This is a genomic window from Nocardiopsis codii (assembly GCF_036327455.1).
Classification (GTDB): Bacteria; Actinomycetota; Actinomycetes; order Streptosporangiales; family Streptosporangiaceae; genus Nocardiopsis; species Nocardiopsis codii.
In genome coordinates this window covers 85,317-109,842 of the sequence record NZ_JAUZMY010000021.1, presented here as the reverse complement: position 1 = coordinate 109,842, position 24,526 = coordinate 85,317, and the positions used below count along the sequence as shown (strand labels likewise).

Annotated in this window: 19 protein-coding genes; 6 read left to right on the top strand and 13 right to left on the bottom strand. The window is 72.0% G+C overall.

All coding sequences use genetic code 11. The annotated features are described in order from the left end of the window. Nucleotide 1: 1 nt before the first annotated feature. The 4 genes from Q8791_RS20705 to Q8791_RS20690 form a co-directional block, all read right to left on the bottom strand. Nucleotides 2–2,605: a serine/threonine-protein kinase gene (locus tag Q8791_RS20705; protein WP_330093412.1), complete on the bottom strand. Its 2,604-nt coding sequence runs from the start codon at nucleotides 2,603–2,605 to the stop codon at nucleotides 2–4. Beyond that, on the bottom strand, nucleotides 2,602–3,861 hold the full coding sequence (locus Q8791_RS20700) for a hypothetical protein (RefSeq protein WP_330093411.1): 1,260 nt from the start codon (nucleotides 3,859–3,861) through the stop codon (nucleotides 2,602–2,604). Before Q8791_RS20700 ends, Q8791_RS20705 begins: the two co-directional genes overlap by 4 nt. A gap of 302 nt (nucleotides 3,862–4,163) precedes the next feature. Next, the gene (locus tag Q8791_RS20695; RefSeq protein WP_330093410.1) at nucleotides 4,164–4,721 is read right to left on the bottom strand and encodes an AAA family ATPase; all 558 of its coding nucleotides are present in this window, start codon (nucleotides 4,719–4,721) and stop codon (nucleotides 4,164–4,166) included. 323 nt (nucleotides 4,722–5,044) lie between these two features. Beyond that, nucleotides 5,045–6,223: a macrolide family glycosyltransferase gene (locus Q8791_RS20690; RefSeq protein WP_330093409.1), complete on the bottom strand. Its 1,179-nt coding sequence runs from the start codon at nucleotides 6,221–6,223 to the stop codon at nucleotides 5,045–5,047. A 260-nt stretch (nucleotides 6,224–6,483) separates the two neighbouring features. Here Q8791_RS20690 and Q8791_RS20685 point away from each other — a divergent pair, with 260 nt between their 5' ends. After that, nucleotides 6,484–6,825, top strand: a complete 342-nt coding sequence (locus tag Q8791_RS20685) for a putative quinol monooxygenase (protein ID WP_330093408.1) — start codon at nucleotides 6,484–6,486, stop codon at nucleotides 6,823–6,825. 6 nt (nucleotides 6,826–6,831) lie between these two features. Here Q8791_RS20685 and Q8791_RS20680 read toward each other — a convergent pair whose 3' ends face one another. From Q8791_RS20680 to Q8791_RS20660, 5 genes are all read right to left on the bottom strand, one after another. Then, nucleotides 6,832–7,620 (bottom strand): HdeD family acid-resistance protein, encoded by a 789-nt coding sequence (locus Q8791_RS20680; protein WP_330093407.1) that lies wholly within the window; start codon nucleotides 7,618–7,620, stop codon nucleotides 6,832–6,834. Between the two features lie 236 nt (nucleotides 7,621–7,856). Then, the gene (locus Q8791_RS20675; protein WP_330093406.1) at nucleotides 7,857–9,146 is read right to left on the bottom strand and encodes a citrate synthase; all 1,290 of its coding nucleotides are present in this window, start codon (nucleotides 9,144–9,146) and stop codon (nucleotides 7,857–7,859) included. A 764-nt stretch (nucleotides 9,147–9,910) separates the two neighbouring features. Next, nucleotides 9,911–11,536 (bottom strand): peptide chain release factor 3, encoded by a 1,626-nt coding sequence (locus Q8791_RS20670; RefSeq protein WP_330093405.1) that lies wholly within the window; start codon nucleotides 11,534–11,536, stop codon nucleotides 9,911–9,913. A gap of 151 nt (nucleotides 11,537–11,687) precedes the next feature. Continuing rightward, a complete protein-coding gene (locus Q8791_RS20665; protein ID WP_330093404.1) occupies nucleotides 11,688–12,158 on the bottom strand; it encodes a hypothetical protein in 471 nt (156 codons plus the stop codon). Between the two features lie 71 nt (nucleotides 12,159–12,229). Then, nucleotides 12,230–12,940, bottom strand: a complete 711-nt coding sequence (locus Q8791_RS20660) for a TetR/AcrR family transcriptional regulator (protein WP_330093403.1) — start codon at nucleotides 12,938–12,940, stop codon at nucleotides 12,230–12,232. Nucleotides 12,941–13,062: 122 nt separating this feature from the next. On the opposite strand from Q8791_RS20660, the gene Q8791_RS20655 reads away from it, so the two are divergent. Next, nucleotides 13,063–14,220: an acyl-CoA dehydrogenase family protein gene (locus Q8791_RS20655; protein WP_330093402.1), complete on the top strand. Its 1,158-nt coding sequence runs from the start codon at nucleotides 13,063–13,065 to the stop codon at nucleotides 14,218–14,220. Between the two features lie 92 nt (nucleotides 14,221–14,312). Here the strand turns inward: Q8791_RS20655 and Q8791_RS20650 are convergent, their stop codons facing one another. Further along, complete coding sequence (locus Q8791_RS20650; RefSeq protein WP_330093401.1) at nucleotides 14,313–15,125, bottom strand: NAD(P)H-binding protein; 813 nt, start codon at nucleotides 15,123–15,125, stop codon at nucleotides 14,313–14,315. Between the two features lie 254 nt (nucleotides 15,126–15,379). On the opposite strand from Q8791_RS20650, the gene Q8791_RS20645 reads away from it, so the two are divergent. The 4 genes from Q8791_RS20645 (at nucleotide 15,380) to Q8791_RS20630 (ending at nucleotide 19,931) form a co-directional block, all read left to right on the top strand. Then, nucleotides 15,380–16,579, top strand: coding sequence for a sensor histidine kinase (locus Q8791_RS20645; RefSeq protein ID WP_330093400.1), 1,200 nt, complete (start codon nucleotides 15,380–15,382; stop codon nucleotides 16,577–16,579). After that, the gene (locus Q8791_RS20640) at nucleotides 16,576–17,262 is read left to right on the top strand and encodes a response regulator transcription factor (protein WP_330093399.1); all 687 of its coding nucleotides are present in this window, start codon (nucleotides 16,576–16,578) and stop codon (nucleotides 17,260–17,262) included. Before Q8791_RS20645 ends, Q8791_RS20640 begins: the two co-directional genes overlap by 4 nt. A gap of 193 nt (nucleotides 17,263–17,455) precedes the next feature. Next, nucleotides 17,456–18,385, top strand: a complete 930-nt coding sequence (locus tag Q8791_RS20635; RefSeq protein ID WP_330093398.1) for a glutaminase — start codon at nucleotides 17,456–17,458, stop codon at nucleotides 18,383–18,385. 121 nt (nucleotides 18,386–18,506) lie between these two features. Next, complete coding sequence (locus tag Q8791_RS20630) at nucleotides 18,507–19,931, top strand: glutamate decarboxylase (protein WP_330093397.1); 1,425 nt, start codon at nucleotides 18,507–18,509, stop codon at nucleotides 19,929–19,931. Between the two features lie 67 nt (nucleotides 19,932–19,998). Here the strand turns inward: Q8791_RS20630 and Q8791_RS20625 are convergent, their stop codons facing one another. The 3 genes from Q8791_RS20625 to Q8791_RS20615 form a co-directional block, all read right to left on the bottom strand. Then, nucleotides 19,999–21,696 (bottom strand): serine/threonine-protein kinase, encoded by a 1,698-nt coding sequence (locus Q8791_RS20625; RefSeq protein WP_330093396.1) that lies wholly within the window; start codon nucleotides 21,694–21,696, stop codon nucleotides 19,999–20,001. Between the two features lie 249 nt (nucleotides 21,697–21,945). Beyond that, nucleotides 21,946–23,043: a cytochrome P450 family protein gene (locus Q8791_RS20620; RefSeq protein WP_330093395.1), complete on the bottom strand. Its 1,098-nt coding sequence runs from the start codon at nucleotides 23,041–23,043 to the stop codon at nucleotides 21,946–21,948. After that, nucleotides 23,040–24,332: a cytochrome P450 family protein gene (locus Q8791_RS20615; protein ID WP_407942031.1), complete on the bottom strand. Its 1,293-nt coding sequence runs from the start codon at nucleotides 24,330–24,332 to the stop codon at nucleotides 23,040–23,042. Before Q8791_RS20615 ends, Q8791_RS20620 begins: the two co-directional genes overlap by 4 nt. Nucleotides 24,333–24,526 lie beyond the last annotated feature (194 nt).

Genomic DNA, 24,526 nt, shown 5'->3' with positions numbered 1-24,526 from the left:
CTCACAGCAGCGTCACGGGACGCAGGGAGTTGGCCTTGTCGATCAGCTCGTACCGCTCCGGGGCCGCGGTGGCGCGGTGGGCGAGCGCCCGGTAGCGCCGCTCCAGGTTCGTCCGCACCCCCTCCTCGGTGAACGGACCGTCGAGCAGCCTCTCACCGCCGGGTGCGCCGCCCCCGCCTCGGAGCCACTCCAGTGCGGCTTCCAGGACCCGGGCGGCCAGCCTGTCGGCGGACTCGCTGTCCAGTCCGAGCCGTTCCAGGCGCTGTCCTGCCTGGAGGAAGTCGGCGACGCCCCTGCCCCGGTGCGGGGCGGCGAGTACGGCGATCAGCGAGGTCTGGGCGTGTACGTGGAGGCTCGACATCTCCGGGACCCTGTCCAGGACGGCGATGGCGGCGTCCCGGTCGCCCTGGGCGAGGCGGATGCGGGCCAGCCCGAACGCGGCGCTGACGTAGGAGTGGTCGGTGTTCCAGATCGTCTGGTACTGGCTGGCCGCGGTGTCGAGTTCACCGGTCCGCTCGCAGGCGATCGCCAGGCCGAGCTTGGGGGCGATCTCCCCGGGGAGGTGGTCGTACAGCTCGTCGAAGTGGTCCCGGGCCTCGCGGAACCGGCCTGTGCTCAGCTCGGCGACGGCCAGGTACCACATGGTGCGCCAGTCGCCGGGGATGGCCTCGCTGAACGCCTGGAGGACGTCCATCGCCTCTCCGTGGCGGCCGAGCGTGATGAGCGCGCGCGCCAGCATCAGCAGGGTCTCGGGCGTGGGCGCGGGCATGGCGCGCAGGGCGGCGACGAGTTCCTCCGGCGGAAGCGCCTGGAAACCGCGCAGGTGCTGCGACGCCGGGTCGCCCGGGTCGATGAGGGGGGCGGGCAGCAGGGCCGCCGCCGCGGTGGGCGTGGGCGGCACGAGGATGCGGTCGGAGCTGTGCCGGCCGGCGTCGTTGCCGCTGGTGAGGTTCTCGCCGCCGAAGAGCGTGGAGAGCGCCGGGTGCGGGGACCCCTCCAGTTCGGACAGGACCTCGCGCAGCACTCCGGTGAGCTGGTCCGCCATGTCGCCGGCGTCGTGGAAGCGCAGTTCGAGCTCGCTGTGGGTGGAGCGGCGCAGGAGCCGGTCGAACGACTCGAAGCGCTGGAGCACCGGTACCGTCTCGCGCCGGGGGATGCTGTGCGGGTGCTCGCGCATGAAGCTGAAGCGGAAGCTGAGCACGGCCAGGGCGCGGCCCACCGAGTACAGGTCGGCGCTGACGGTGGGGCCGGGCCCCCGCAATTCGTCCTCGGTCACGCGGTAGCCGGGGGTCGTGTACACGGGGCTGACCGTGTCGTCCATGCGCCGGACGCCTCCGAGGTCGATGAGCTTGATCTGCTCCTCGCTCTGGATGACGTTGTCCGGCTTGAAGTCGCAGTACAGCAGGCCCCTGGAGTGCAGGTAGCCGAGGGCCCGCAGGACCTCCAGGCCGTAGGCGATGACCTGGGCGACGGGCAGTACGGCCTCGGGGTCGTCCTCGCGGCGCTCAACCAGCAGCTCGCGCAGGGACTTGCCTCCGACGTACTCCATGACGATGTGCCCGCCGGGGATGCCGGTGCGCGGGTCGGGGTGCTGCGAGAAGTTGATGATCTTGACGATGTTGGGGTGCTCGACCTCGGAGAGGAACGCGCGCTCCGCCGCTGCCGCCTTGTGCGCCTCCGCGTCACCGGCGTTGAGCAGGCCCTTGAGGACGACCCACCGGTCGTTGACGTTGCGGTCGCGGGCCAGGTAGATCCAGCCGAGGCCGCCGTGGGCGATGCAGCCCAGCACCTCGTACTGTCCGCCGACCCTGTCGCCGCGGGAGAGCTTGGGGGTGAACGAGAACTGGGTGCCGCACTTGCGGCAGAAGCCCTCGGTCCGGCCCTGCTGTTCGCCCCGGGTGCGGCCGACCTTCTCCCCGCAGTTGCCGCAGAAGCGGTTCTTCTCCGCGACCACCGGGTTCTGCATGACGGCCTCGGCGGGGTCCCGGTAGGGCACCGGGGGCACCAGCACCATGCCCATGCCGAGCATGCCGCGGGAGGACCCCCGCCGGCCGGAGCGCACGGAGCCCGAACCGGTGACGCTGGTGCCGACGGTGCCGGAGATGCTGGCGAGGCCGGATCGTCCGGAGAGCTTGATGTTCTCGGAGATCGGGTGGGAGTGGACGGGGTCGCCGCTGACGGCGTCCTCGGAGGAGGGCGTCGAGGAGAGCCACTGGTCGGGTCCGTCGTCCGGCCGGATCCCGACGGGCGGCGAGTGGGGGCCGGAGCCCTGCCACCGGCCCGACGGGGGAACCCGCGGTCCCGGGCCGGACGCGGCCCGGGGGCCCGAGCCCGGGTGGGGCGCGCCGAAGGCGTGCTGCGGCCCGGACCCCGGGGGCGGGCCGGGGGCCCCGGGCTGGGGCCAGGACCCCTGCCGGGGCGCGCCGAACGCCCCCTGGGGGCCTGACGGCCGTCCGCCGCCCCCCTGGGGGGTCGGTCCGGGAGGACCGGTCGTCGGGGGTGCGCTTCCCTGGGGGGGTTGCACGTGTACTGGGGCCAGCCCACACACACCACAGAAGCCGTCATCGATCTGGCCGTGGCAGCCGGGGGACGTGCACTTGGTCATCTGCTCACACCACCATCGCTCTCGCCGTCTGACGCATCCGATCCCCGTGTGGTTCTGTTCCCGGGCGATTCGGTTCCGCTGAGTTCCTGGAGCGTCCGGAGGTAGGACGACAGGGCTACCGTGGCGGCGCGCAGGTCGCAGGGGGCCGTCCACAGTTCCCAGTGGGCCTGACCGTGGAGTTCGGCGAGGTGCTCGTTCTCGGCGAGCCCGAGCCGGACCGCGCGCGCCCTGTAGGCGTCCAGGCGCCCGCGGAGTTCGGCCCGGCGCTCCAGGAGACCGGTGAGGTTGCCCTCGCGGTCGCGGGCGGCGTCGGCGGCCTCGTGGACCGCGCGTTGCAGTTCGCCCAGCCGGGCGCCGAGTTCGCGCCAGAGCCCCCGGGCGCGCAGGGAGTCCATGTCATCGATCCCGGCCCGCAGGGACGGGACCGGGTCCGGGACCTCGACCGCGGCCGGCGAGGAGACCTTGGCGACGACCTGGGCGCGGAGGCCGCGTGCGCGGGCGGTGGCCTCCTCGACGTCGTCGATGGCGGAGCTGAGCCGTTCGACGCTCTCGGTGTAGGAGTCGCGCATGCGCAGGGCGTCGCGGAGTTCACCGCGCACGCGTTCCAGGACCAGTCGCAGGCGTTCGAGCGAGGAGGTGTCGACGCGCCCGTCCTCGACCAGGGAGAGGGGGTCGCTGCGGACGGTGGCGCCCACCGCGGCGAGGTCGGACCGCAGTGCCTCGTGCTCGTCCTCCCCGAGTTCGATCATGTCGGAGAGGGTGCCGATCTCGTGCCACATCGCGTCGAGTTCGCCGAGCCTCGGGTGGAGTGCGTCCCAGGCGGTCTCGGCGGCCGAGATGACCTCGGTGGCCTCCTCGTAGGCGGCGGACATGCGGGCGACGGCGTCGGCGAGGGTGACGGCCTCCTCACCGGCGTCGAGGAGCCCCCGCTCGTTCAGGGGCACCTCCGCGGCGGGGAGCACCACGGACGGTCCGTTGAACAGGGCGGTCAGCGCGGCCTGTTCGGCGGCGCCTCCTCCGGCGCCCCGCAGCCGCACGGCCCGGTCCACCACGCGGCGGAAGGCGTCGTAGACCGTCCACAGGCTGTGGATGTGGCCGTCGGCGTGCTCCCAGCGGCTCCGGGTCCGGCCCTCCAGGGCGGCGCCCTTCAGCAGCTGGTGGCCGACGTGGCCGTCCAGGTCCGCGAGGTTGAGGGTGATCCGGTCGGCCTCACCGCGCACACGGTTGAGCTCGTGGTCGATGCCCTCCCAGCTCATGGGCGGTATCCCGGCCCCCGACGCACTCGCCACCTTCCGTACCAGTCCCCTCACCGCGTCCCCGCCCGTGCGTGCACCCGAGCGGAAACGGTCAATGTTCCTTTACCTAGACACGAGTCTGGCGGCGAGGTTCGCGAACCACAAGAGAGTGCCCCTTTACGGCCGCGAACGGCCACTTGGACCCCATTTGTGAACCAGAAGTACCGTGACGTGACAGACACCCTCCCATGTCGCTCCCCCCGTTGTCTCTCGCAGCCGCCCCACCACGGTCGGGGCGCCCCGCCGGGAGGAGCGCCCGCGCTCTACGCCCCCGGGACGCGCGGATCCGCCCCCAGGACGTCCAGGACGAACCGCGCCCGCTCCGCGACGGGGACGCGCGGCAGCTCCACCAGCTCGTAGCCGTGGGCGGGGTAGGCCTCGGCCATCGCCCGGTGTGTGCGCTCCGCCTCCTCCGGTGACTGGTGACGCTCCGCGTCGCCGGCGAAGATCTCGGGCCACGGCGGGGCGACGAACACCCGGCGGTGGTAGCGGAACCGCCGGGCCGCCTCGGCCACGTGCGCGGGCACCGGCAGACCGCGCAGGAGGAAGTAGCCGACCAGGTCGGGGACGCCCCGGTCGCAGAAGACCGGCCCCGCCCACGCGGACGCCTCGCGGTGCGACCGCATCTCCCAGGTCAGCATGAGCTCGGCGAACAGGTCGTCGTCGCGCCAGGACAGTCCGGGCCCGTCGATCTCGCGCTGGTCGCGGATGATCGCCCGCCCCGCCTCCGCGGTGTGCGCGTACCCGAGCGAGGCCAGGTGGTCGATCAGTGTGCTCTTGCCGGAGCCGGGGCCTCCGGTGACGACGACGAGGTGGTCCATGGTTCTCCTTGGTGGTCGGGCGCCCAGGGGGCTCGGCGGACGGATGAGGAGCGCTCGGCGGACCGCCGGGGCGGGCGCCGGGACGGGGCGGGCAGGAGGCGGGTCGGCAGGGGGCGGTGCCGGTGCGCCGTGTCCCCGTGGACACGGCGCACCACCGGGGGCAGGCGGGGAAACGGCCGGGACGTGAGGCTGCGGTCCCCTCGGACCCCGCGTCGCCGGAGAACGCGGGGCGTCCGCGGGCGCGGCCCCCACAGCCTGCCGCGGCGCCGGAACCGCACGGCCCGGGCCGGCCCCTCCCGCCACCCGCGTACCGACCTCCCAGGTCACCGCGTCCGGAACGGGAGCTCCGCCTCGACCAGGTCTGCCGCGTACGCGGTGCCGCTCGCCCGGAGCCGGGAGCCGATCCCGTCCAGCCGCCTCGCCACCTCCGGGTCGGAGGTCAGTTCCAGCAGGGTGGAGCGGAGCACGTCCGCGTCGGCGTCCGCCGTGTCGATCCTCCGCGCCACGCCGAGCGACTCCAGCCGGTCGGCGTTGTCGAACTGGTCGGTGGCCTGGGGGACGGCGATCATCGGCACCCCGCAGTACAGGCCCTCGTTGGAGCCGCCCATGCCCGCGTGGGTGACGAAGGCGTCGGCCCGGCGCAGGATGGCAAGCTGCGGCACCCAGGGATGCGTCTCCACGTTGGCCGGGATGTCCCCCAGCTCGGCGGGATCGACGAACGCGCCGATCTGCAGCACCACGTGCCACCCGGGCAGGTCGCCGAAGGCCTTCAGGCACTCCCGGTAGAACCCGGGCCGGTCGGTGCACGCCGACCCCAGGGACACCAGCAGCACCTTGTCGGCGTCCGCGGGGCGGGTCCACTCACCCTGGTCGGCCCGCGTCCCCAGGCACGGGCCGACGAACGTGACCGTGTCGGCCACGGTGTCGGCGAACGGCTGCATCTCGCGCGGTATCAGTGCCAGCACCCGGTCCGGGCGCCCGGAGAACGCGGTGTGGTCCAGCTCGGTGACGCCGTTCCGGACCAGCCAGGCGTCGAACCTGGCGAAGTGCTCCTCGGCGCCGGGCAGGGCGCGCAGCGCCTCCATGACGGTGGCCTCGTGCTCCGCCCAGGCCGCGTAGGTGGGTGAGAGCTGCACGGTGGGGACGTCCCACTCGATGCCGAGCACACGGGCCGGGTACCCGGCGATGTCGTAGAGGAAGAGGTCGGGGCGGTCGTCCTCGTAGGCCTCGCGGATGACGGGGAGCTGGGTCATCGCGTCCTGGAGGAAGACGTCCATCGCCTCGATCGGGTCCTCCGGCCAGTCCGCGTCGGCGACCGGGAGGGTCGTGGCGTAGGGGACGAGCTCGGCGCCGGCCCCGGTGACCAGGTCGGCCACGAGGGGGTCGTTGGCGTAGGTGACGCGGTGGCCGCGGGCCACCAGCTCCCTGACGACCTCCAGGCCGGGCAGGACGTGGCTCACGGCGGGGATGCCGACCATGGCGATATGGGCGCGACGGGTCATCGCGGTCTCTCCTGGATCAGATGTCTGCGGGTAGGGCTGTGGCGCGCCCGGCCCCGTGTCGGGGCGGTGCGCGGGGGCGTCCTCGGACGCGGGCCCCTAGGCGTACATCTGAAGCAGGTGCATGGCGGGATGGTATCCATGGGGTCCGAGGGGCGACAAGTCGTTTCCCGGACGGCCGGGCCCCGGCCGTGCGCCGCCCGCGCCCGCCCCCGTCGGGGCGGCGACCGCCACCCCGGTTCCCGCACACCTCCGGAGGTCCCGTGCCCGCACCCGTCCCCGACTCAGCGCCCGTTCCGCCTCCGGTCGCGCTCGTCATCTCCCTCAGGGTCCTTCCCGGCCGCCGGGAGGCCTTCCTCTCCGGCATCTCCCGCAACGCCGCGGCGGCGGTGCGCGACGAGCCGGGATGCCTGCGCTTCGACGTGGTCGAGGACGGCGCCGACCCGGACGTCTTCCGGGTGTACGAGGTGTTCGCCGACAGGGAGGCCCTGCTCGCCCATCGCGGGACCGCGCACTTCCTGGCCTGGCAGAAGGAGAAAGCCGAGGTGGTCGTCCCCGGAAGCCAGGTCGACCACCTCGGCTCGCTCGTGGTCAGCGAGGGCTGAGCCGGCTCACTCCGTGTCGTCCGGTCGGTCCTTCGGGGCACGGTGGCGCCCCGAGCCCCCGGGTCGGGAGGCGCCCTCGCCGCCCGTCTGCTCCTGGTCGGAGCCCGGCTCGGCCCGCTCGTCCCCGCGGAAGCCGTCGGCGTACCCGTCCGCGTAGCCGTCGTCGAACGCGCTCATCCGGGGCTCCTCCTCCGAAGCGTCGGAGTCCTCGATGTGCGGGGCGTCGTCCCCGGCGGCGACGGCGGTGGCGCCGCGGAGCCGGAACCCGGCCGCCGCCATGACGACGCCGAAGATGATGGCGTAGACGCCGACCACGAACACGATGGCCTGTGCGCCCTCCAACGGCCAGAACCACAGCAGGAGGCCGAACACGATGGAGAGGGCGCCGACGAAGATCAGCAGCCACTCCGAACTGATCTGCGCGCGCAGGCGGATCGCGGTGACGATCTCGGCCACACCGGTGATGACGGCCCACGCCCCGATCACGAACACGACCGCCAGGCCGAAGGCGACCGGCCAGATCAGCGCGATGAGGCCGACGATGACGCTGAGGGCCGCCTGCACCGCGAGGGAGGCGCGGCTGCCCGGCGCCGCACGGTAGGCGGCGTACCCCAGGGCGCCGCCGTCGACCAGCGCGTAGACACCGAACACGATCGCCAGGGCGATCAGGGTCACCCCGGGCCACACCAGGGCGATCAGTCCGAAGAGAACCGCGGCGACCCCGCGGAGGACCACTACCCACCAGTTCCGGCTCAGCTCACCGAGCAGGTCACCGGTCAACGCGTACCTGACCATCGTCGCCTCCCCTTCACCGGTGCGGCCCGTCCGGGCCACACCCTGCCACTTCCCTCAACGTCGCACATGGATGACAGAGTGTGCGCAAAATGCGGGGAAAGGGCCGGTGATGTACCGGTAGAGCCGGTGACGGAGCCCGGTACTCGGCGGCACGGCTCCGGCGAGGGCGGACACGACGGTGCCCGCCCTCGCCGGTGGCGTGGGCGGGCACTGAGGTGTGGTGCCTCGGGTGGGGTCTACCCCTGGCCCGGGAGGCGCCGCTCGGCGGAGCCGACGTAGTGCTGGCGCGGGCGCGCGATCCGGAAGGCCGGGTCGTGCAGCTGCTCGCGGTAGTGGGCGATCCAGCCGGGCAGACGGCCGATCGCGAACAACACGGTGAACATGTTGGTGGGGAAACCCATGGTGCGGTAGATGACGCCGGTGTAGAAGTCGACGTTCGGGTAGAGCTTGCGCTCGGTGAAGTAGGAGTCGGCGAGCGCCGCGGCCTCCAGCTTGAGGGCCAGGGCGAACAGCTCGTCGGGGTTCTCGTCCCGGTCGAGGATCTGGCTGGCCAGAACCTTGATCTCCTTGCTGCGCGGGTCGAAGTTCTTGTAGACCCGGTGGCCGAAGCCCATGAGGCGCATCTCGCGCGCCTTGACCTTCTCCAGGAAGTCGTCGATGGAGATGCCCGAGTCGCGGATCTCCTCCAGCATCTCCAGCACGGCCTGGTTGGCGCCGCCGTGGGACGGGCCGGACAGGGCGTTGATGCCGGAGGCGACGCTGGCGTAGATGTCGGCCTGCGAGGACCCGACCACGCGCACGGTGGCGGTGGAGCAGTTCAGCTCGTGGTCGGCGTGCAGGACCAGCAGCATGCCGACGGCCTTGTTGAACAGCTCGCCGAGTTCACCGACGGGGGCCTTGTCCCCGAAGGTCATCCGGATGAAGTTGTCGACGTAGTCGAGCGAGTCGTCCGGGGAGAGGGGGGCCTCGCCGATGGAGTTGCGGTAGATGCGGGCCGCGATCGTCGGCAGCTTGGCCAACAGCCGGATCGTGGCGAGCTCCACCTGGCTCTCGTCGCCGGGGTCGACGCTGTCGTCGTAGTACGCGGCGAGGGTGTTGACGGCACTGGCCATGAGCGCCATCGGGTGGCCGTTGCGGGGCATCGCGTCGATGAACGCGCCCATCTCGGCCGGGATGTCGGCGTTGTCGCGGAGGCTGTCGGAGAACTCCTTGAGCTGACCGGGCTCGGGCAGCTCGCCGTAGATCACCAGGTAGGCGACCTCGAGGAAGGTCGAGCCCACGGCGAGGTCCTCGATCGGGTATCCGCGGTAGCGCAGGATCCCGGCGGCCCCGTCGATATAGGTGATCTTCGAGCTACACGAAGCGGTATTGCCGAACCCGGGGTCCAGGGTCGTCATACCGGTCGACCCCAGCAGGGTCTTCAGCTCGATGGTGCGTTCACCCTCGGTACCGGTGAACACCGGCAGCTTCAGCACGCCGCCCTCGTAGTGGAGCTCCACCGTGCGGTCTTTGTCGTCTTCGCTCATGCCCGAGGTCAACCTTTCCAGGCGGGGGATACGTGAGGTGCGTCAGACGCGGGGCGGTCTGCCGCCACGTTCTTGATTCACTCGTTATTGTTCTGTTTTGTTAAACGACTGTTAAGCAAAATCATATAAGTTTCACCGATTCACGGACAGGTGACATGCAACACATACCCAGACGTGATAAGAATTACCGCACGGTGAAGATTTGCAAACTTTGCCGATTGTCGATTACTCCGTGATCGCCCTGAGACGTCGCAGACGGAACCGGGGATCCTCCCGGCGCCGTCCCGTCTCCTGTAGTAGGTCCCCTGAGCACCCCACCACCCGTCCGAACCGGCTTCGCGCGCATGCCCTTCACAGAAGCGGACATACCTGAACGAAGCTCAGTGCGGTCGGATGATCGATCGCGCCCTAGCGGCCTTAGCTCAGGGTACCTTCGGCCTGATCACGGGGGTCGGCACGGGGTACCCCCTGCTTGGTGATCTTGACCTCTGCCTGCGCTTCTGCACTCCCCAGGGCACCTCGGGCCACAGGAGACCGGGGTCTTCATGGGCACAGGATGTGCGTGTGGCACGAGAGTTCACACGGGCCTCACCGGCAGCAGTACAGCGCCGCGTCGGTGACGCCACACGGGTCGCACACGCCCCGCGGCGGGGACGGCGCCGGGAGCCGTGCCCGGACGCGACCGCGGCCGGCACCCCGCGGACGCGCGGGGGAACCGGCCGACAGGACCGTCGGAGCCGACTAGCGGGCGGCCTCGGAGGACGTCACTCGCCCTCGTCCACCCCGCCGGCCAGAAGGGCCTCCATGAGCAGCGACGGGTGGTCCCGCTCGATGACCCTGAGGCGCCACTTGTTGTGCACCAGCACCAGGAGTTCTCCGTCGGAGCGGCGCCTCAGCACCTCCGCCCCCGACAGGGCGTGGAGGACGGGGGCCGACTCCTCGTCGGTGCGGCGCGCCACCGAGTACTCCAGCGGCGACGCCTCGATGGGGCTGCGGAACTCCTGGTCCATGCGGTGCTTGACCACGTCGAACTGGAGCGGGCCGACCGCCGCCAGCACAGGGGCCTGCTCGCCGCGCACCTCGGACGTGAGGACCTGCACCACGCCCTCGGCGTCGAGCTGGGCGATACCGCGCTGGAACTGCTTGTACTTGCCCGCGTCGACCGCCCTCGCCACCACGAAGTGCTCGGGGGCGAAGCTGGGGATCGGCGGGAAGTCCACCTTCGGCCCGTCGTACAGGGTGTCCCCGACCGACAGCGCCTGGGCGTTGACCAGCGCGATCACGTCGCCCGGGTAGGCCGTGTCGATGGTGGAGCGGTCCGACCCGAACACCGCCTGCGTGTACTTGGTGGCGAACGGGCGGCCGGTGGAGGCGTGGGTGAGGACCATGCCGCGGTCGAACCGGCCGGAGCTGACCCGGAGGAACGCCATCCGGTCCCGGTGGTTCTTGTCCATGTTGGCCTGCATCTTGAACACCTGGCCGGAGAAGGGCTGCTCCACCCTGCGCGGCCGGTCCCTGGCGTCGATCTTGGCCGAGGGGGCCGGGGCCAGGTTGACGACCGTGTCCAGCAGCTGCCCGACGCCGAAGTTGGACAGCGCGGCTCCGAACAGGACCGGGGAGGACTCCCCCGCCATGAACGACTCGGGGTCGAAGTCGGCGCCGAGCGCCTCCAGGAGCTCGATCTCCTCCTGGGCCTGCTCCCACGCGTCCAGCTCGACCTCGGCGGCGCGCTCCGGCTCCAGGACCTCCTCGACGGCCTTGGTGGCGCCACCGGGCGTGCGGGTCATCTTGGTGTAGACGCCGCTGGTCCGGTCGACGAGGCCGCGGAAGTCGCCCGCGATGCCCACGGGCCAGTTCATCGGCGTGGGGCGCAGGCCGATCCGCTGCTCGATCTCGTCCAGCAGCTCCAGCGGCTCGCGGCCGGGGCGGTCCCACTTGTTGACGAACGTGATCACGGGCATCTTGCGGGCCCGGCACACGTCGAAGAGCTTGAGGGTCTGCGGCTCCAGGCCCTTGGCCGAGTCCAGCAGCATGATGGCGCAGTCCACGGCGGACAGGACGCGGTAGGTGTCCTCGGAGAAGTCCGCGTGGCCCGGGGTGTCGAGCAGGTTGAGGACGCGGTCGTCGTAGTCGATGCGCAGGGCCGCCGAGGTGATGGAGATCCCGCGGTCCTGCTCCATGTCCATCCAGTCGGACGTGACGCCCTTGCGGTCGCCCTTGCCGTGGACGGCGCCCGCGGAGGAGATCGCCGCCGCGTGCAGGGCCAGGGCCTCGGTGAGCGTCGACTTACCGGCGTCGGGGTGGGAGATGACCGCGAAGGTCCTCCGGCGCCCCGCCTCGTGGGCGACCTCTGTCTCCTGCTTGGTCACGCCCGCCGTGTCCACGCTCATTCCCGCTGTCCGCCCCACCTCGTGTGCTGTCGTCCGACCGGCCCGTGGGCCCTGTCCAGCCTACGCTCGCCGCGGCGTGCGGGTGACAGGAACCGCCCCCGGGCCCGCGGCCCCGCGCCGGTGCGCCCCTCCGCGGTGCCGGGCGCCGGGTTCAGCCCTCGGGCCTCCCGGTCGCGCGCCCGCCCAGGTGGCGTTTGGAGCCGGGGGTCGTGGGGCCGAGGACCGTCCCGGCGGGGAGGGGCGTGGGCGGCCTGCGGACACGGGGGACCGCCCCGACCTGGTGGTCGTCCTCGTAGACGATCCGGCCCGGGTCGTCCGACACGGTCCTGCGGTGGGCCACACCGTGCGCGGTGAGCAGGCCCCGGAGGGCGTCGAGGCGACCGGCGAAGTGTGCGCTCCCCTCCGGCTTGAACCAGGTCACGGCGCCGACCGTGTTGCCGTCCGCGTAGAACGGGGGGTTGGGCAGGGCCTCCCTGAACCAGTCGTCGATGTCGAAGTAGAGGGCCTCCTCCGCCTCCGACAGCCGTCCGGCGCGGCGCAGGTGGTCGACCGCGACGAAGACGCCGACCCCGGTTCCGAGGCGTCCGACGTAGTCCGCGTGGATCCTGAAGTACCGCGCCATGCCCGCCAGTGTCCCCCGTCCGCCCGCCGGGGTCCAGTGGCGCGGGGCCCGGGGGACGGCGCCCCGCGGAGTCAGGCGCCCTCCGACTCCTCGACGGCGGCGGTGACGCGGCGGATCAGCTCGTCCCGGCCGAGGTCGCCGGGGTAGACGGCGACCAGCACCCGGTCCCGGGAGGGACGGTCCGCGGGGCGCAGCACCGGTTCGGCGGCGCGGCGGACGAACTCCATGGCGGCGTCGAAGCTGGCCCACACCTCGCGGCGGTCCTGCTCCGGGCTGCGCAACCACCCGCGCAGGACGTGGTTGTGCGCCGAGATGAGCGACGCGGCGGCCACGCCGGCGGCCAGGGAGCGCTCCTCTCCCCCGCCGTCCTGCCTGTCGGCCAGGTAGCGGCTGAACGCGGCCTGGTAGCGGGCGGTCATCGCGACCTCGCGGTCCCGCAGGCGGGGGTGCGCACGCACCAGCCGGTAGCGCGGCACGGTGATCTCCGGGTCTCCCAGGTACCCCTGGAGCACCAGGCGCGCGGCGGCGAACACCGAGCTCAACGGGTCGTCCGGGGACGCGTCCAGGTAGCGGACCACGGTCGAGAACAACTCGTCGTGCTCCGCGAAGAGGATGTCCTCCTTCGACCCGAAGCGGCGGAACAGGCTCCGGCGGCTCACCCCGGTGGCGGCGGCGATCCCCTCCATCGTGGTGGCGTCGAACCCGTCCTCGGTGAACAACCGCACGGAGGCCAGCACGACCTCACGGGTGGCCACGCGCCCACCCGTCCGTTCCCCCGCCATGGCGATCCCTTCACGTCCGGAAGCTGTCCAGAAGCTATCCGACTGTGTACTTCGTCCGTCCCACCCCCTATTCTGGCACTGGATGCCACAGAAAGGCACGCAGTGCCGGGAAAGGGAATCGGATGAGCGACTTCGACCTGTTCAAGACCACCGAGGAGCACGAGGAGCTGCGTGCGGCCGTGCGCTCCGTCTCCGAGGACAAGATCGCGCCCCACGCGGCGGAGGTCGACGAGAAGAGCGCCTTCCCGCAGGACGCCCTCAAGGCCCTGGTCGCCACGGACTTCCACGCCCCGCACATCGCCGAGCAGTACGACGGCGTGGGCGCCGACGCACTGGCCACCTGCATCGTCATCGAGGAGGTCGCCCGCGTCTGTGCCTCCTCCTCCCTGATCCCCGCCGTCAACAAGCTCGGCACCATGCCCCTGATCCTCGGCGCCTCCGACGAGGTCAAGCAGCGGTACCTGCCCGAGGTCGCGAGCGGTGCGGCGATGTTCTCCTACGGCCTGTCCGAGCGCGAGGCCGGTTCCGACACCGCGAGCATGCGCAGCCAGGCCGTGGCCGACGGCGACGACTGGGTCCTCAACGGCCAGAAGTCCTGGATCACCAACGCCGGAGTCAGCGAGTACTACACGGTGCTCGCCGTGACCGACCCCGAGGGCGCCCGCGGCCGCAACATCTCGGCGTTCGTCCTCCACGCCGACGACGCGGGCTTCACCCTGGGCGAGCCCGAGCGCAAGCTCGGCATCAAGGGCTCCCCCACCCGTGAGCTGTTCTTCGACAACGTGCGGATCCCCGGAGACCGCATCGTCGGCGCCCCGGGCGAGGGGCTCAAGATCGCCCTGCGCACCCTCGACCACACCCGCGTCACCATCGGCGCGCAGGCCGTCGGCATCGCCCAGGGCGCCCTGGACCACGCCGTCGCCTACGTCAAGGAGCGCAAGCAGTTCGGCAAGGCCGTCGCCGACTTCCAGGGGATCCAGTTCATGCTCGCCGACATGGCGATGAAGCTGGAGACCGCCAGGCAGATGGTCTACGTGGCCGCAGCCAAGTCCGAGCGGGGCGACGACGACCTGGCCTTCTACGGCGCCGCCGCCAAGTGCTACGCCTCCGACGCCGCCATGGAGATCACGACCGACGCCGTGCAGCTGCTCGGCGGCGCGGGCTACGTCAAGGACTTCCCGCTGGAGCGCATGATGCGCGACGCGAAGATCACGCAGATCTACGAGGGCACCAACCAGATCCAGCGCATGGTCATGGCCCGCCAGCTGCTCAAGAAGTAGGCCGTCCCGCGAGCGCGCGCCCGCCCCCTGGGGGGTGGGCGCTCCGCGTTCGACGGCCCGGGGACGCCCCCGTCAGGGGCGGACGGCGCGGGTCAGAGGACGGACTCCCGCATGAAGCGGGCCAGCGGGATGGGATCGCGGCTCAGGGCCGACCGCACCCCCTCGGTGACCTCGGCGGCCCGGCCCGCGACGGCCGCGGCGAAGCGCTCGTTGAGGGTGTCGATGTACCTGTCGCCCCAGCCCCGGTTGGTGGCGCGGAAGTAGAAGCCCGCCTCGTCCACGGACTTGAACCGCCACACGGGACTCTCGGTGCCCTTGGTCCGCTTGACCACCTCGCGGAAGGTGTGGGCCTGCGGGCCGGTCAGCGTGTACTCCCGCCCCCCGTGGTCGCCCAGCAGGGCGGCGACGGCGGTGTCCGCGACGTCGCGGGCGTCCACGAAGCTCACCGCGGTCCGACGCTTGACGGGGAGTTCGAGGCGGCCGTTGCGGGACCGGGCCAGGCTCGCGAACGTGCCCTCCGTGAAGTCCTGGAACAGCCAGTTGGGCCGCAGGACCGTCCACGTCGTGAACAGGTCCTTGGCACGCAGTTCGGCGGCGCGCTGGTCCGAGTCGGAGGGGGCGTGCTCCGTGCCCATGGCCGACATGACCACGGCCCTGTGGACCCCGGCGTCGGCGGCCTTCTCCAGGAACCCGGCGACCCGGTTGCCCAGGGCGCTGCCGACCGGCGTCACCACGAAGACGCTGCTCACGCCTTTGAGGACCTCGTCCCAGTTGGACGTGTCGGTCCAGTCGAGGCGTGTCGGGGAGGTGCGGGACGCTCCCGTCGCGGGCAGGCCGCGCCTCGTCAGCTCGGTGAGGACGCGGCGGCCCACCATTCCGGTGGCTCCGGTGACCAGTGTGCTCATTGGCACCACCGTACCGACGGCGCACGGCCCACCGGACACGAACCGCACACGGGGCCGCGATTTCGGGCGCGGCCCCCGCCCCGCCGGGCCGCCGTGCCGGCCGCCGGAGCGGTCGCGACCAGGAGGGCGCCCGGGTCGGCCACCTCCTCCGACGTCCCCGACCGGCCGACCAAAGTATGGACCTGGCCGCCATCGGTAGGGCGTGCCGCCGGACGACCGTCCGGGGCGGGGAGCCGAACGTAGACTTCGCAGCGATGAACGCTTCCACGATGACCGGTGCGCAGCGGTGCAGTGCGCGTGACTGGATCGTGGACCTGTCCATGTTCCTGCTCGCTCTCGCCTTCGCGGTGATGACCTCCCTCGAACTGCCGGGGGCGTCTCCCCCCGGGGCCGGGGCCGGCCCGGAGCTGGTCCCGCCGGGGCCGCCGTCCACCTGGTTCGAGGGCGCGGGGCGCCTCGCCGCGTTCCTGGCCTGCCTGGCCCTCTGGTGGCGCCGCCGCTGGCCCGTCCAGCTCGCCGTGATCCTGGTGCTGGTCTCCGCCGTCTTCACACTGGCCATGGGTGCGATGCTCATCGCCCTCTTCTCCCTGGCCGTCCACCGGTCGCCGCGCACGAGCCTGGCCGTGTTCGGGGTGAGCGCGGCCACCGCCTACCTGCACGCGGTCCTGTGGCCGGACCCGCACCTGCCGCTCCTGGTCGTCGTTCTGCTGAGCGTGGCCATCCAGGGCGCCGTGATCGGCTGGGGGCTGACCGTCCACCACCGGCGCGAGCTGGTGGAGTCTCTGCGCGACCGGGCCGTCCACGCGGAGACCGAGGCGCAACTGCGGGCCGAGCACGCCCAGCACCAGGTCCGGGAGGCGATGGCCCGTGAGATCCACGACGTGCTCGGACACCGCCTGTCGCTGCTCAGCGTGCACGCCGGAGCCCTGGAGTACCGGCCCGACGCCCCGTCGGCGGAGGTCGCCCGGTCGGCGAAGGTGATCAGGGAGAGCGCCCACCAGGCCCTCCAGGACCTGCGGGAGGTGATCGGGGTCCTGCGCGCGCCCGTCGGGGAGCTTCCGCAGCCGACCATGGCCGACCTCCACCAGCTGGTGGAGGAGGCCGACGAGGTCGGCGCGCGCGTGGAGTTCGCGGAGGAGTACACCGGGACGGTCCCGGAGCGCGCGGGCCGGACCGCGTACCGGATCGTCCAGGAGGGGCTGACGAACGTGCGCAAGCACTCCCCCGGCGCTGACACCCGGGTCCGGGTGAAAGGCGCCCCCGGCGAGGGTCTCGTGGTGGAGGTCCTCAACGGCCGCTCCCCCGAGCCGCGCCCCCCGTCCTCCGGCAGCGGTTCGGGCCAGGGCCTGGTCGGCCTGGCGGAGCGGGTCTCCCTCGCGTCGGGGCGCCTGGAGCACGGCCCGGCCGCCGGTGGTGGCTGGCGCCTGTACGCCTGGCTACCGTGGCCCGTATGAGTCGAACAGAGCGGGGTGCCAGGGAGATCGGGGTCGTGATCGTCGACGACGACGCGCTCGTCCGGGTCGGCCTGGTGATGATGATGGGCGGCGCGCCCGACATCCGGGTGCTGGCCGAGGCCGAGGACGGCGGGACGGTGCTCGACCTGGTCGAACGGCACTCCCCCGACGTGGTGCTGATGGACATCCGTATGCCGACGGTGGACGGCCTGACCGCCACGGAACGGCTGCGCGCGCTGGAGGACCCGCCCGAGGTGCTGGTGCTGACCACCTTCGACGCCGACGAGCACGTGCTGCGCGCGCTGCGCGCCGGTGCGGCCGGGTTCCTGCTCAAGGACACCCCTCCGGCGGAGATCGTGGAGTCGGTGCGGCAGGTGTCCCGGGGCATGTCGGTGCTCTCCCCGGCCGTGACGCGCCGCCTGGTCGACCGGGTGGGCAACAGCGACCACGGCGCGCGGGCGGGCCGGGCGCGCGAGCGGCTGGCGGCGCTGAACGGCCGCGAGCTGGAGGTGGCGGTGGCGGTCGGCGAAGGCCGGTCCAACGCCGACATCGCGTCGCGCCTCTTCCTCAGCGTGCCGACGGTCAAAACGCACGTGTCGAGCATCCTGACCAAGCTGGGACTGAACAACCGTGTGCAGGTGGCCCTCCTGGTGCACGACGCGCAGCTCCTGGACGGCGGCTGAGGCCCGCGGGGGACGGAGGGCAGCGGTCCCCGCACACCCGCCCGCACACCCCGGGACGGGGGCGGGCGGCCCCCGCGCCCGCCCCGCCCGCCCGTCCGCCGGCGCCCCGAGGCGCGGGCGTGCCCTTCTCCGTGGCGGGTAGGGCCGTACCGGGTACTCCCCGAGGAGAACGACCCGCGGGAGGGAGGATCAGGTGGACGACAGCGACGACTACACCGGTGTTCTCGAGGCCGTCATGAAACGGGTGCGCTCCCACATCGGCGAGGGGAGGGTCGCGGACTACATCCCCGAACTGGCCTGCGTGGACCCGGACGAGTTCGGGTTCTCGCTGGCCACCGTGAACGGCGACCTGTACAGCGTCGGCGACCACGCCCGCACCCGGTTCTCCATGCAGAGCATCACCAAGGTGTTCACCCTGGCCCTGGTGATGCGCGGCCGTTCGCGCTCCGACGTGTGGCAACGGGTCCATCGCGAACCGTCGGGCAACGCCTTCAACTCCCTCCACCAGCTGGAGTTCGAGAGCGGCGTTCCGCGCAACCCCATGATCAACCCGGGCGCGCTCATCGTCACCGACCAGCTCCTGTCCGACACCGGGGACGCGGTCGGCGCGCTGCGGGAGCTGCTGTGCGAGGAGACCGGGGACCCCGATCTGCACGCGGACAACCTCGTCGCGGAGTCCGAGACCCGGAGCGGGGACCGCAACCGCGCGCTGGCCTACCTCATGGCGAGCTTCGGCAACATGCAGAACCCGGTTCCGGAGGTGCTGGACCACTACTTCCGCCAGTGCTCGATCACCGTCAGCTGCGAGGAGCTGGCCCGCGCCGGCCTGTTCCTGGCCCGCCGCGGGAAGAGGTCGGACGGTTCGGAGCTGCTCAGTCCCTCCGACGCCCGCCGGATCCTGGCGGTGATGCTCACCTGCGGCACCTACGACGCCGCGGGGGAGTTCGCCTACCGGGTCGGGCTTCCCTGCAAGAGCGGCGTGGGCGGCGGCATCCTCGCGGTCGTTCCGGGTAGCTGCACGGTGGCGGCGTGGGGGCCGGGGCTGGACGACAAGGGCAACTCGGTGACGGCGGCGCTGGCGCTGGAGGCCTTCACCGACGTCACCGGCTGTTCGGTGTTCTGACCGGCCGGAGGGGTGCGGCGAGCGGTGACACGCCGCGCCCCTCCCCGCCTCCCGGAGCCGCCTCCGACCCCGACCCATACTTACCGTGGCCATTCCATCACATGGAGTAGGGGGCACTTCGGTGAGCGGTCCCGGTGAGAGCAACAACGAGGACGACGACGTCTATGCGCGGGGGCTGATGCGCCACGGCGCGCCCAGGCGCGGCTTCCCCCGGCGCGGCACGGACCCCCGGGTCGCCTACCAGCTCGTACAGGACGAGCTGATGCTCGACGGCGTCTCCCGGATGAACCTCGCCACCTTCTGCACCACCTGGGTCGAACCCGAGGTGCGCAAGCTGATGGACCAGTCGATCGACAAGAACATGATCGACAAGGACGAGTACCCGCAGACCGCCGAGCTGGAGAGGCGCTGCGTGCGCATGCTCGCCGACCTGTGGAACGCACCCGACCCCGCCTCCGCCAGGGGCACCTCCACGACGGGGTCCAGCGAGGCCGCCATGCTCTGCGGGCTGGCGGCCAAGTTCGCGTGGCGCGGGCGCCGCACGGCCGCGGGGGAATCCACCGACCGCCCCAACCTCGTGTGCGGGCCCGTCCAGGTGTGCTGGGAGAAGTTCGCCCGGTACTTCGACGTGGAGATCCGGCAGGTCCCGCTCAGCGGCGACAAACTCCTCATGACCCCGGACGACGTCGGGCGTTACTGCGACGAGAACACCATCATGGTGGTCTGCAACTTCGGTCAGACCTTCACCGGCCTGTTCGAGGACGTCCGCGGGATCTCGGACGCCCTGGACCGTTTCCAGGAGCGCACGGGCCTCGACGTCCGCCTCCACGTGGACGGCGCCAGCGGCGCGTTCGTCGCCCCGTTCGTCAACCCCGACCTGGTCTGGGACTTCCGCCTCCCCCGCGTCCGCTCGCTCAACGCGTCGGGGCACAAGGGCGGCCTCGCACCGCTCGGCGCGGGCTGGGCGCTCTGGCGCGAGGCCTCCGACCTTCCCGAGGAGCTCGTCTTCGACGTGGACTACCTGGGCGGGAACGAGGCCACGTTCAACCTCAACTTCTCCCGCCCCGGAGGCCAGGTCGTCGCCCAGTACTACGACTTCGTCCGGCTGGGACACGAGGGCTACGCGCACGTCCACCGGGCCAAGTACGAGACCGCCCGGCACATCGCCGCGGGTGTCGCCGGGATGGGCCCGTTCGAGGTGATCAGCGGGGGCGACCCCGACCTGGGCATCACCGCGGTCGCCTGGAGGATGGCCGGCGACGAGTCGTTCACCCCGTACGACCTGGCCGACCGGCTGCGCACCCGGGGGTGGCTGGTGCCCGCGTACCCGCTGCCGCGGGACCGGGACGACGAGATCGTGCAGCGCGTCCTCGTCCGGCACGGGTTCAGCCGCGACATGGCCGACCTGTTCCTGGAGGACATGGTGGACTGCGTCGGCCACCTGCGCAGGCACACGCCCTCACCGTCGCTCACCCAGGCGGAGGCGGGCGGGTTCAACCACGGCGCCGGGTCCCGGAGCCGCGTTCCGGGAGAGCCCGGCCGGTGAGCTCCGCCGCGGACGGCCGCCGACCCCGGTGCGGGCCGGGCCGGGACGCCGCACCCGCCCCGACGGGTCAGGCGTCCGGGTCGAAGTTCTCCGCCATGTGGTCCAGCATCTCCCGGTTGAGGTCCGGGTGGTCGTTGCTGGCCACCAGGAAGAGGGCGTATCCCCTGTCCTCGGTGTGGAAGCCCCGGTTGATGGCGTGCATGCGCTGGCCGCCACGCCCGTCGAAGGTGAACTCCCAGTCGGCCGCGCTGACGTAGTCGTCGGCCCAGTCGGCGTCGACGTCCTCGATGCCGACGAGGTCGTAGCCCGAGAAGTTGCCGCGTACGCCGGGCTCCGCCGCGCGCCAGTCGTCACCGGCGTCGGGGTTGGGGCTGTCCGTGTACTCCACGAGCAGGTACCCGCCGTCGGGGTTGCGGAAGTAGACCTGGAGGCCCGACCGGTCGATGTTCCAGTCCTCCGGGACGTCGACGGCGAATCCGTTGTCGTCCTCGTGGCGGACGAGGTAGTCCCACTTGTCGTCGTCGGCCTCGTCGTCCTCGGTCTCCTCCGGCTCCGGCTCGTCCTCCGCCTCGGCGGGAGGGTCGGAGGAGGCGTCCGCCTCCTCCTCCGTGGCTCCGGCCCCGCTCTCCGCGGACGGTTCGACTCCGGCCTGCTCGGTGTCGCCGACGAGGCCGGCTCCGGAGTCGCCGGGCCGGTTCACCGTCATCAGGACACCGGTGGTCGCGCCCGCGACGACCAGGACGAGCACGAGGGCGACCAGCAGCAGGGGACCGCGCCCGGAGCGGGAGCGGTCGCCCGGGGGCCGGGTGGCGGCGGCCGGCTCGGGGTCGGGCGCGGCGGGCTCGGCGCGGGCTGCGGACTCGACCGCGACCGGCTCCTCCGTGGGCCTCGTCGTGACCAGGGTGGGGGCGGGCGTCGCGGCCGGCGTGTCGGAGGCGTCCCGGATCTCACGGAGCAGGGCCCGGACCTCGCTCACGGACGGCCGGTCCTCGGGCCGCTTCTCGCACAGCGACTCCAGGACCGGGCGCAGCGGCCCGGCGTTGACCGCGTCGGGCAGGTCCTGGGTGACGATGGCGGTCAGCGTCGCCATGGGGGTCGGCCGGTCGAACGGAAGCGTGCCCTCGGCCGCCTGGTAGAGGGTGATGCCCAGGGCCCACATGTCGGAGGCCGGGGTGGCCGAGTGCCCGTGCGCGATCTCCGGCGCCAGGTAGCTCGGCGATCCGATCAGCAGGCCGGTGCTGGTGAGGTGGGTGGAGCCGTCCAGGTGGGCGATACCGAAGTCGGTGAGGACGGCCCGGTCGTTCCCGGCGATGAGCACGTTGCCCGGCTTGATGTCGCGGTGCACGATGCCCCGTGCGTGCGCTTCGGCCAGCCCGGCCGCCATCTGCTCGCCGACGTCGGCGACCCTCTTCGTCGACAGGGCCCCGTCGGAGCGGATGAGGTCGCCCAGGGACGGGCCCAGGACGAGTTCCATCACGATCCACGGGCGGCCGTCCTCCTCGGCCACGTCGAACACGGTGATGATGGACGGATGGCTGAGCTGTGCGGCGCTGCGTGCCTCGCGGAGCATCCGGGTGCGCAGCACGTCGACCTCGTGCGCGGGGAGGTTGGGGGGCGTGGTCAGTTCCTTGACCGCGACCGGGCGGTCGAGGAGGGTGTCGGTACCCCGCCAGACCCGTCCCATGCCGCCGGCTCCGATGACCTCGTCCAGGCGGTACCGGTTGGCCAGGAGGCGGCCGGGGTCGGCTTCCGAACTGTTCGTCAAGGCGCGATTCCTCTGTGGGGGGAGGGCGGTGTGGGAGAGGGTCCGGGGCGTGGAGGGAAGATCCGGGGACGCCACGATTCTAGGAGCCCGGGGCGACTCCTGCCGCTCTTCGCCGGGGTGTCATGTGTGTTCCCGTGCGGAGGCTTGACCCCGTGGAACCTCTCTGAAATGCGGGAATCCCGCCGGGAACACCCGAGGGCGCTCATCCGGCGGGACCGAATCACCGGGAGTGTCACACCCGGAACCCGTTCAATGGAGACGCACGGGCAGGGTCTCGACCCCGGACACGATGATCGAGGGCAGCGGCACGAGCTCCTCGGAGCGCACGGCCGCGTCGAGCCCGGGGAAGCGCCCGAACAGGCGGGGCAACAGCTCGTTGACCTCCAGGCGGGCCAGGTTCGCGCCCAGGCAGAAGTGCCGCCCGTGTGAGAACGTCAGGTGCGAGGCGTCCTCCCGGGTGATGTCGAACTCGTCGGCGGTCCCGCCGTACCGCGCCCTGTCCCGGCCCGCCGACCCGTAGCCCAGCAGCAGGGGCTCGCCCGCCGGAACGCTCACCCCGGCCAGCACCAGGTCCTCGGTCGTGTAGCGCATGGGCACGAACCCTCCCGGGCTGTCCCAGCGCAGCACCTCCTCCGTCACCCTGGGCCATGCGACCCGGCCCTCCATGACCGCGTCGAGCTGGTCGCGGTGGTCCACCAGGGCGCGGACCGCGTTGGTGATGAGGTGCATCGTGGTCTCGTAGCCGGCGCTGATGATGAGCACCAGGCTCCAGAGCAGCTCGTCCTCGCTGAGCCTGTCGTCCTCGTCGCGGGCGGCGATGAGGGCGGAGGTCAGGTCGTCGGCGGGCTCCGCGCGCTTGGCGGCGACCAACTCGGCGAGCAGGACCCACATCTCCATGAACGCCGTCATCGCCTGCTCGGGCGTGACGCTCTGGTCGAAGAACGAGCCGACCAGGCGGTGGAGCCGGGGACGGACCTCCTCGGCCAGGCCGAACAGGTCGCTGATGACCGCCATCGGCAGCGGCTGCGCCACCAGCGCCCTGAGGTCGACCACGCCGTCCGCGCTGCGCCCGGCCGCTGCCTCGGCCTCGTCCAGCAGGGAGTCGACGATCGCGACGACGCTCCCGCGCATGCGGTCGACCCGGCGGGGGGTGAACGCCGTGGAAACCAGCTTGCGCAGGCGGGTGTGGTCCTCGCCGTCGCTGGTCAGCATGTTCTCGGCGATGATCCAGGAGATCAGCGGCCAGTCCGCCGGGATCTCACCGGCGTTGAACGCCCTCCAGTGCCGCTTGTCCTTCTGGACCCGCGGGTCGGCCAGGGCCTCGGTGACCGCGGCGTGCGTGGTCACGACCCACGCAGCAACCTCACCAGGAAGTTCGACAGGGACGACAGGGGCGAGGTCCCTGAGGTGGGCTGCTTGCGCTCGGAGGTTTCCAGGGGCGAGTCTGACGGTCTCCAAGGGGTTCCTTCCACAGGCATGGGGAGCAGGGGGGACTGCGGGGAGAAGAGGACCGGGAGTTCGACGGGGATCCAGGACAACCCGGTCAGGTGCCAGCGCAGCTCCTCCGGCGGGACCGCCAGGCGGAGCCCGGGAAGCCGGGCGAGGAGCGTGCGCGTGGCGATGATCGCGATGGAGGTGGCCTCGTCGCGGGCGGGGCAGCGGTGCGGACCCGCACCCCAGGCCACGTGGGCGCGGTTGGAGGACTCCGCCATCTGCTCCGCGTTGTCCTGCAGGAAGAAGTGGTTCGCGGCGGCGAAGCCGAGCAGGATCGGCGATCCGGCCTCGATGACCCGGCCGTCACCGAGGGGTATGTCGACACGGGGGTAGATGGCCGGGTAGTTGGTGATCGGCGGGTCCTCCCACAGGACCTGGTCGACGAGGTCGTTGAGGGCGGCGTCCGAGAGGGACACGGCGTCGCCGCCGGTGACCGCGGGGTCGGCGAGGGCAGAGCGGACCGCCGCGTTGATCAGGTTCGAGGTCGGCTCGTTGGCCGCGGCGACGACGAGGAGGAGCTGCATGATCACCTCCTCGTCGCTGAGCCCGGCGCGGTGCTGGATCAGCCTGGACGTGAGGTCGTCGCCGGGTGCGCGGTGCTTGTCGGACACCACCTCGGACAGGGCGCGTTCGGCGTCGGCGTTGGACTTCTCCGCGTCCACTCCCAGCCACAGGTTGCGCATGGCGGTGACGAAGCGCAGGCCCTGGTCCTCGTCGAACCCGAAGAGGTCGTTCATGACGAGGAGCGGGAGCATGCGCGCGTACTCGTTGAGGACGTCCGCCCCGCCCCGCCCGCAGAACTCGTCGATGAGCCGGTCGGCGTACATGCCGGTGATCCTGCAGAGGCGTGCCGTGCTGACGGCGCCGAGACTGTCCGTGATCGCCCTGCGGTAGCGCTGGTGCTCGGTCCCGTCCACGAAGAGGGCGTTGGCGCGCGGGGCCATCATCGGCAGCAGGGGGGAGTCCGGGTGGACCCGGCCCTCGGTGAAGTCCCGCCACAGCCGGGCGTCGTGGGTGAAGACGGTGGTGTCCCGCGACCAGGAGATGAGGGTGGAGTAGTCGGTCACGAGCCACCCGTGCACACCCGGTTCGAGTTCGACCGGGATCACGGGGCCGTGGTCGGCGCGCATCCTGGCGTACACGGCGTAGGGGTCGGGGTGCGGATCGCGCCGGTGCAGTGCGGCGTGGGGACAACCAGTGGACACAGGGACCTCCCGGGGGGTTGGTCGGGTACGGGTTGGAGTCCGTCCTTCGCGTCCTTGGGGCTGCCGGGCACGGCGGGACCGCCCCGGCCTCGCGCGGAAGGGCCCGCGACCGGTGCCACTCGGCGCACACC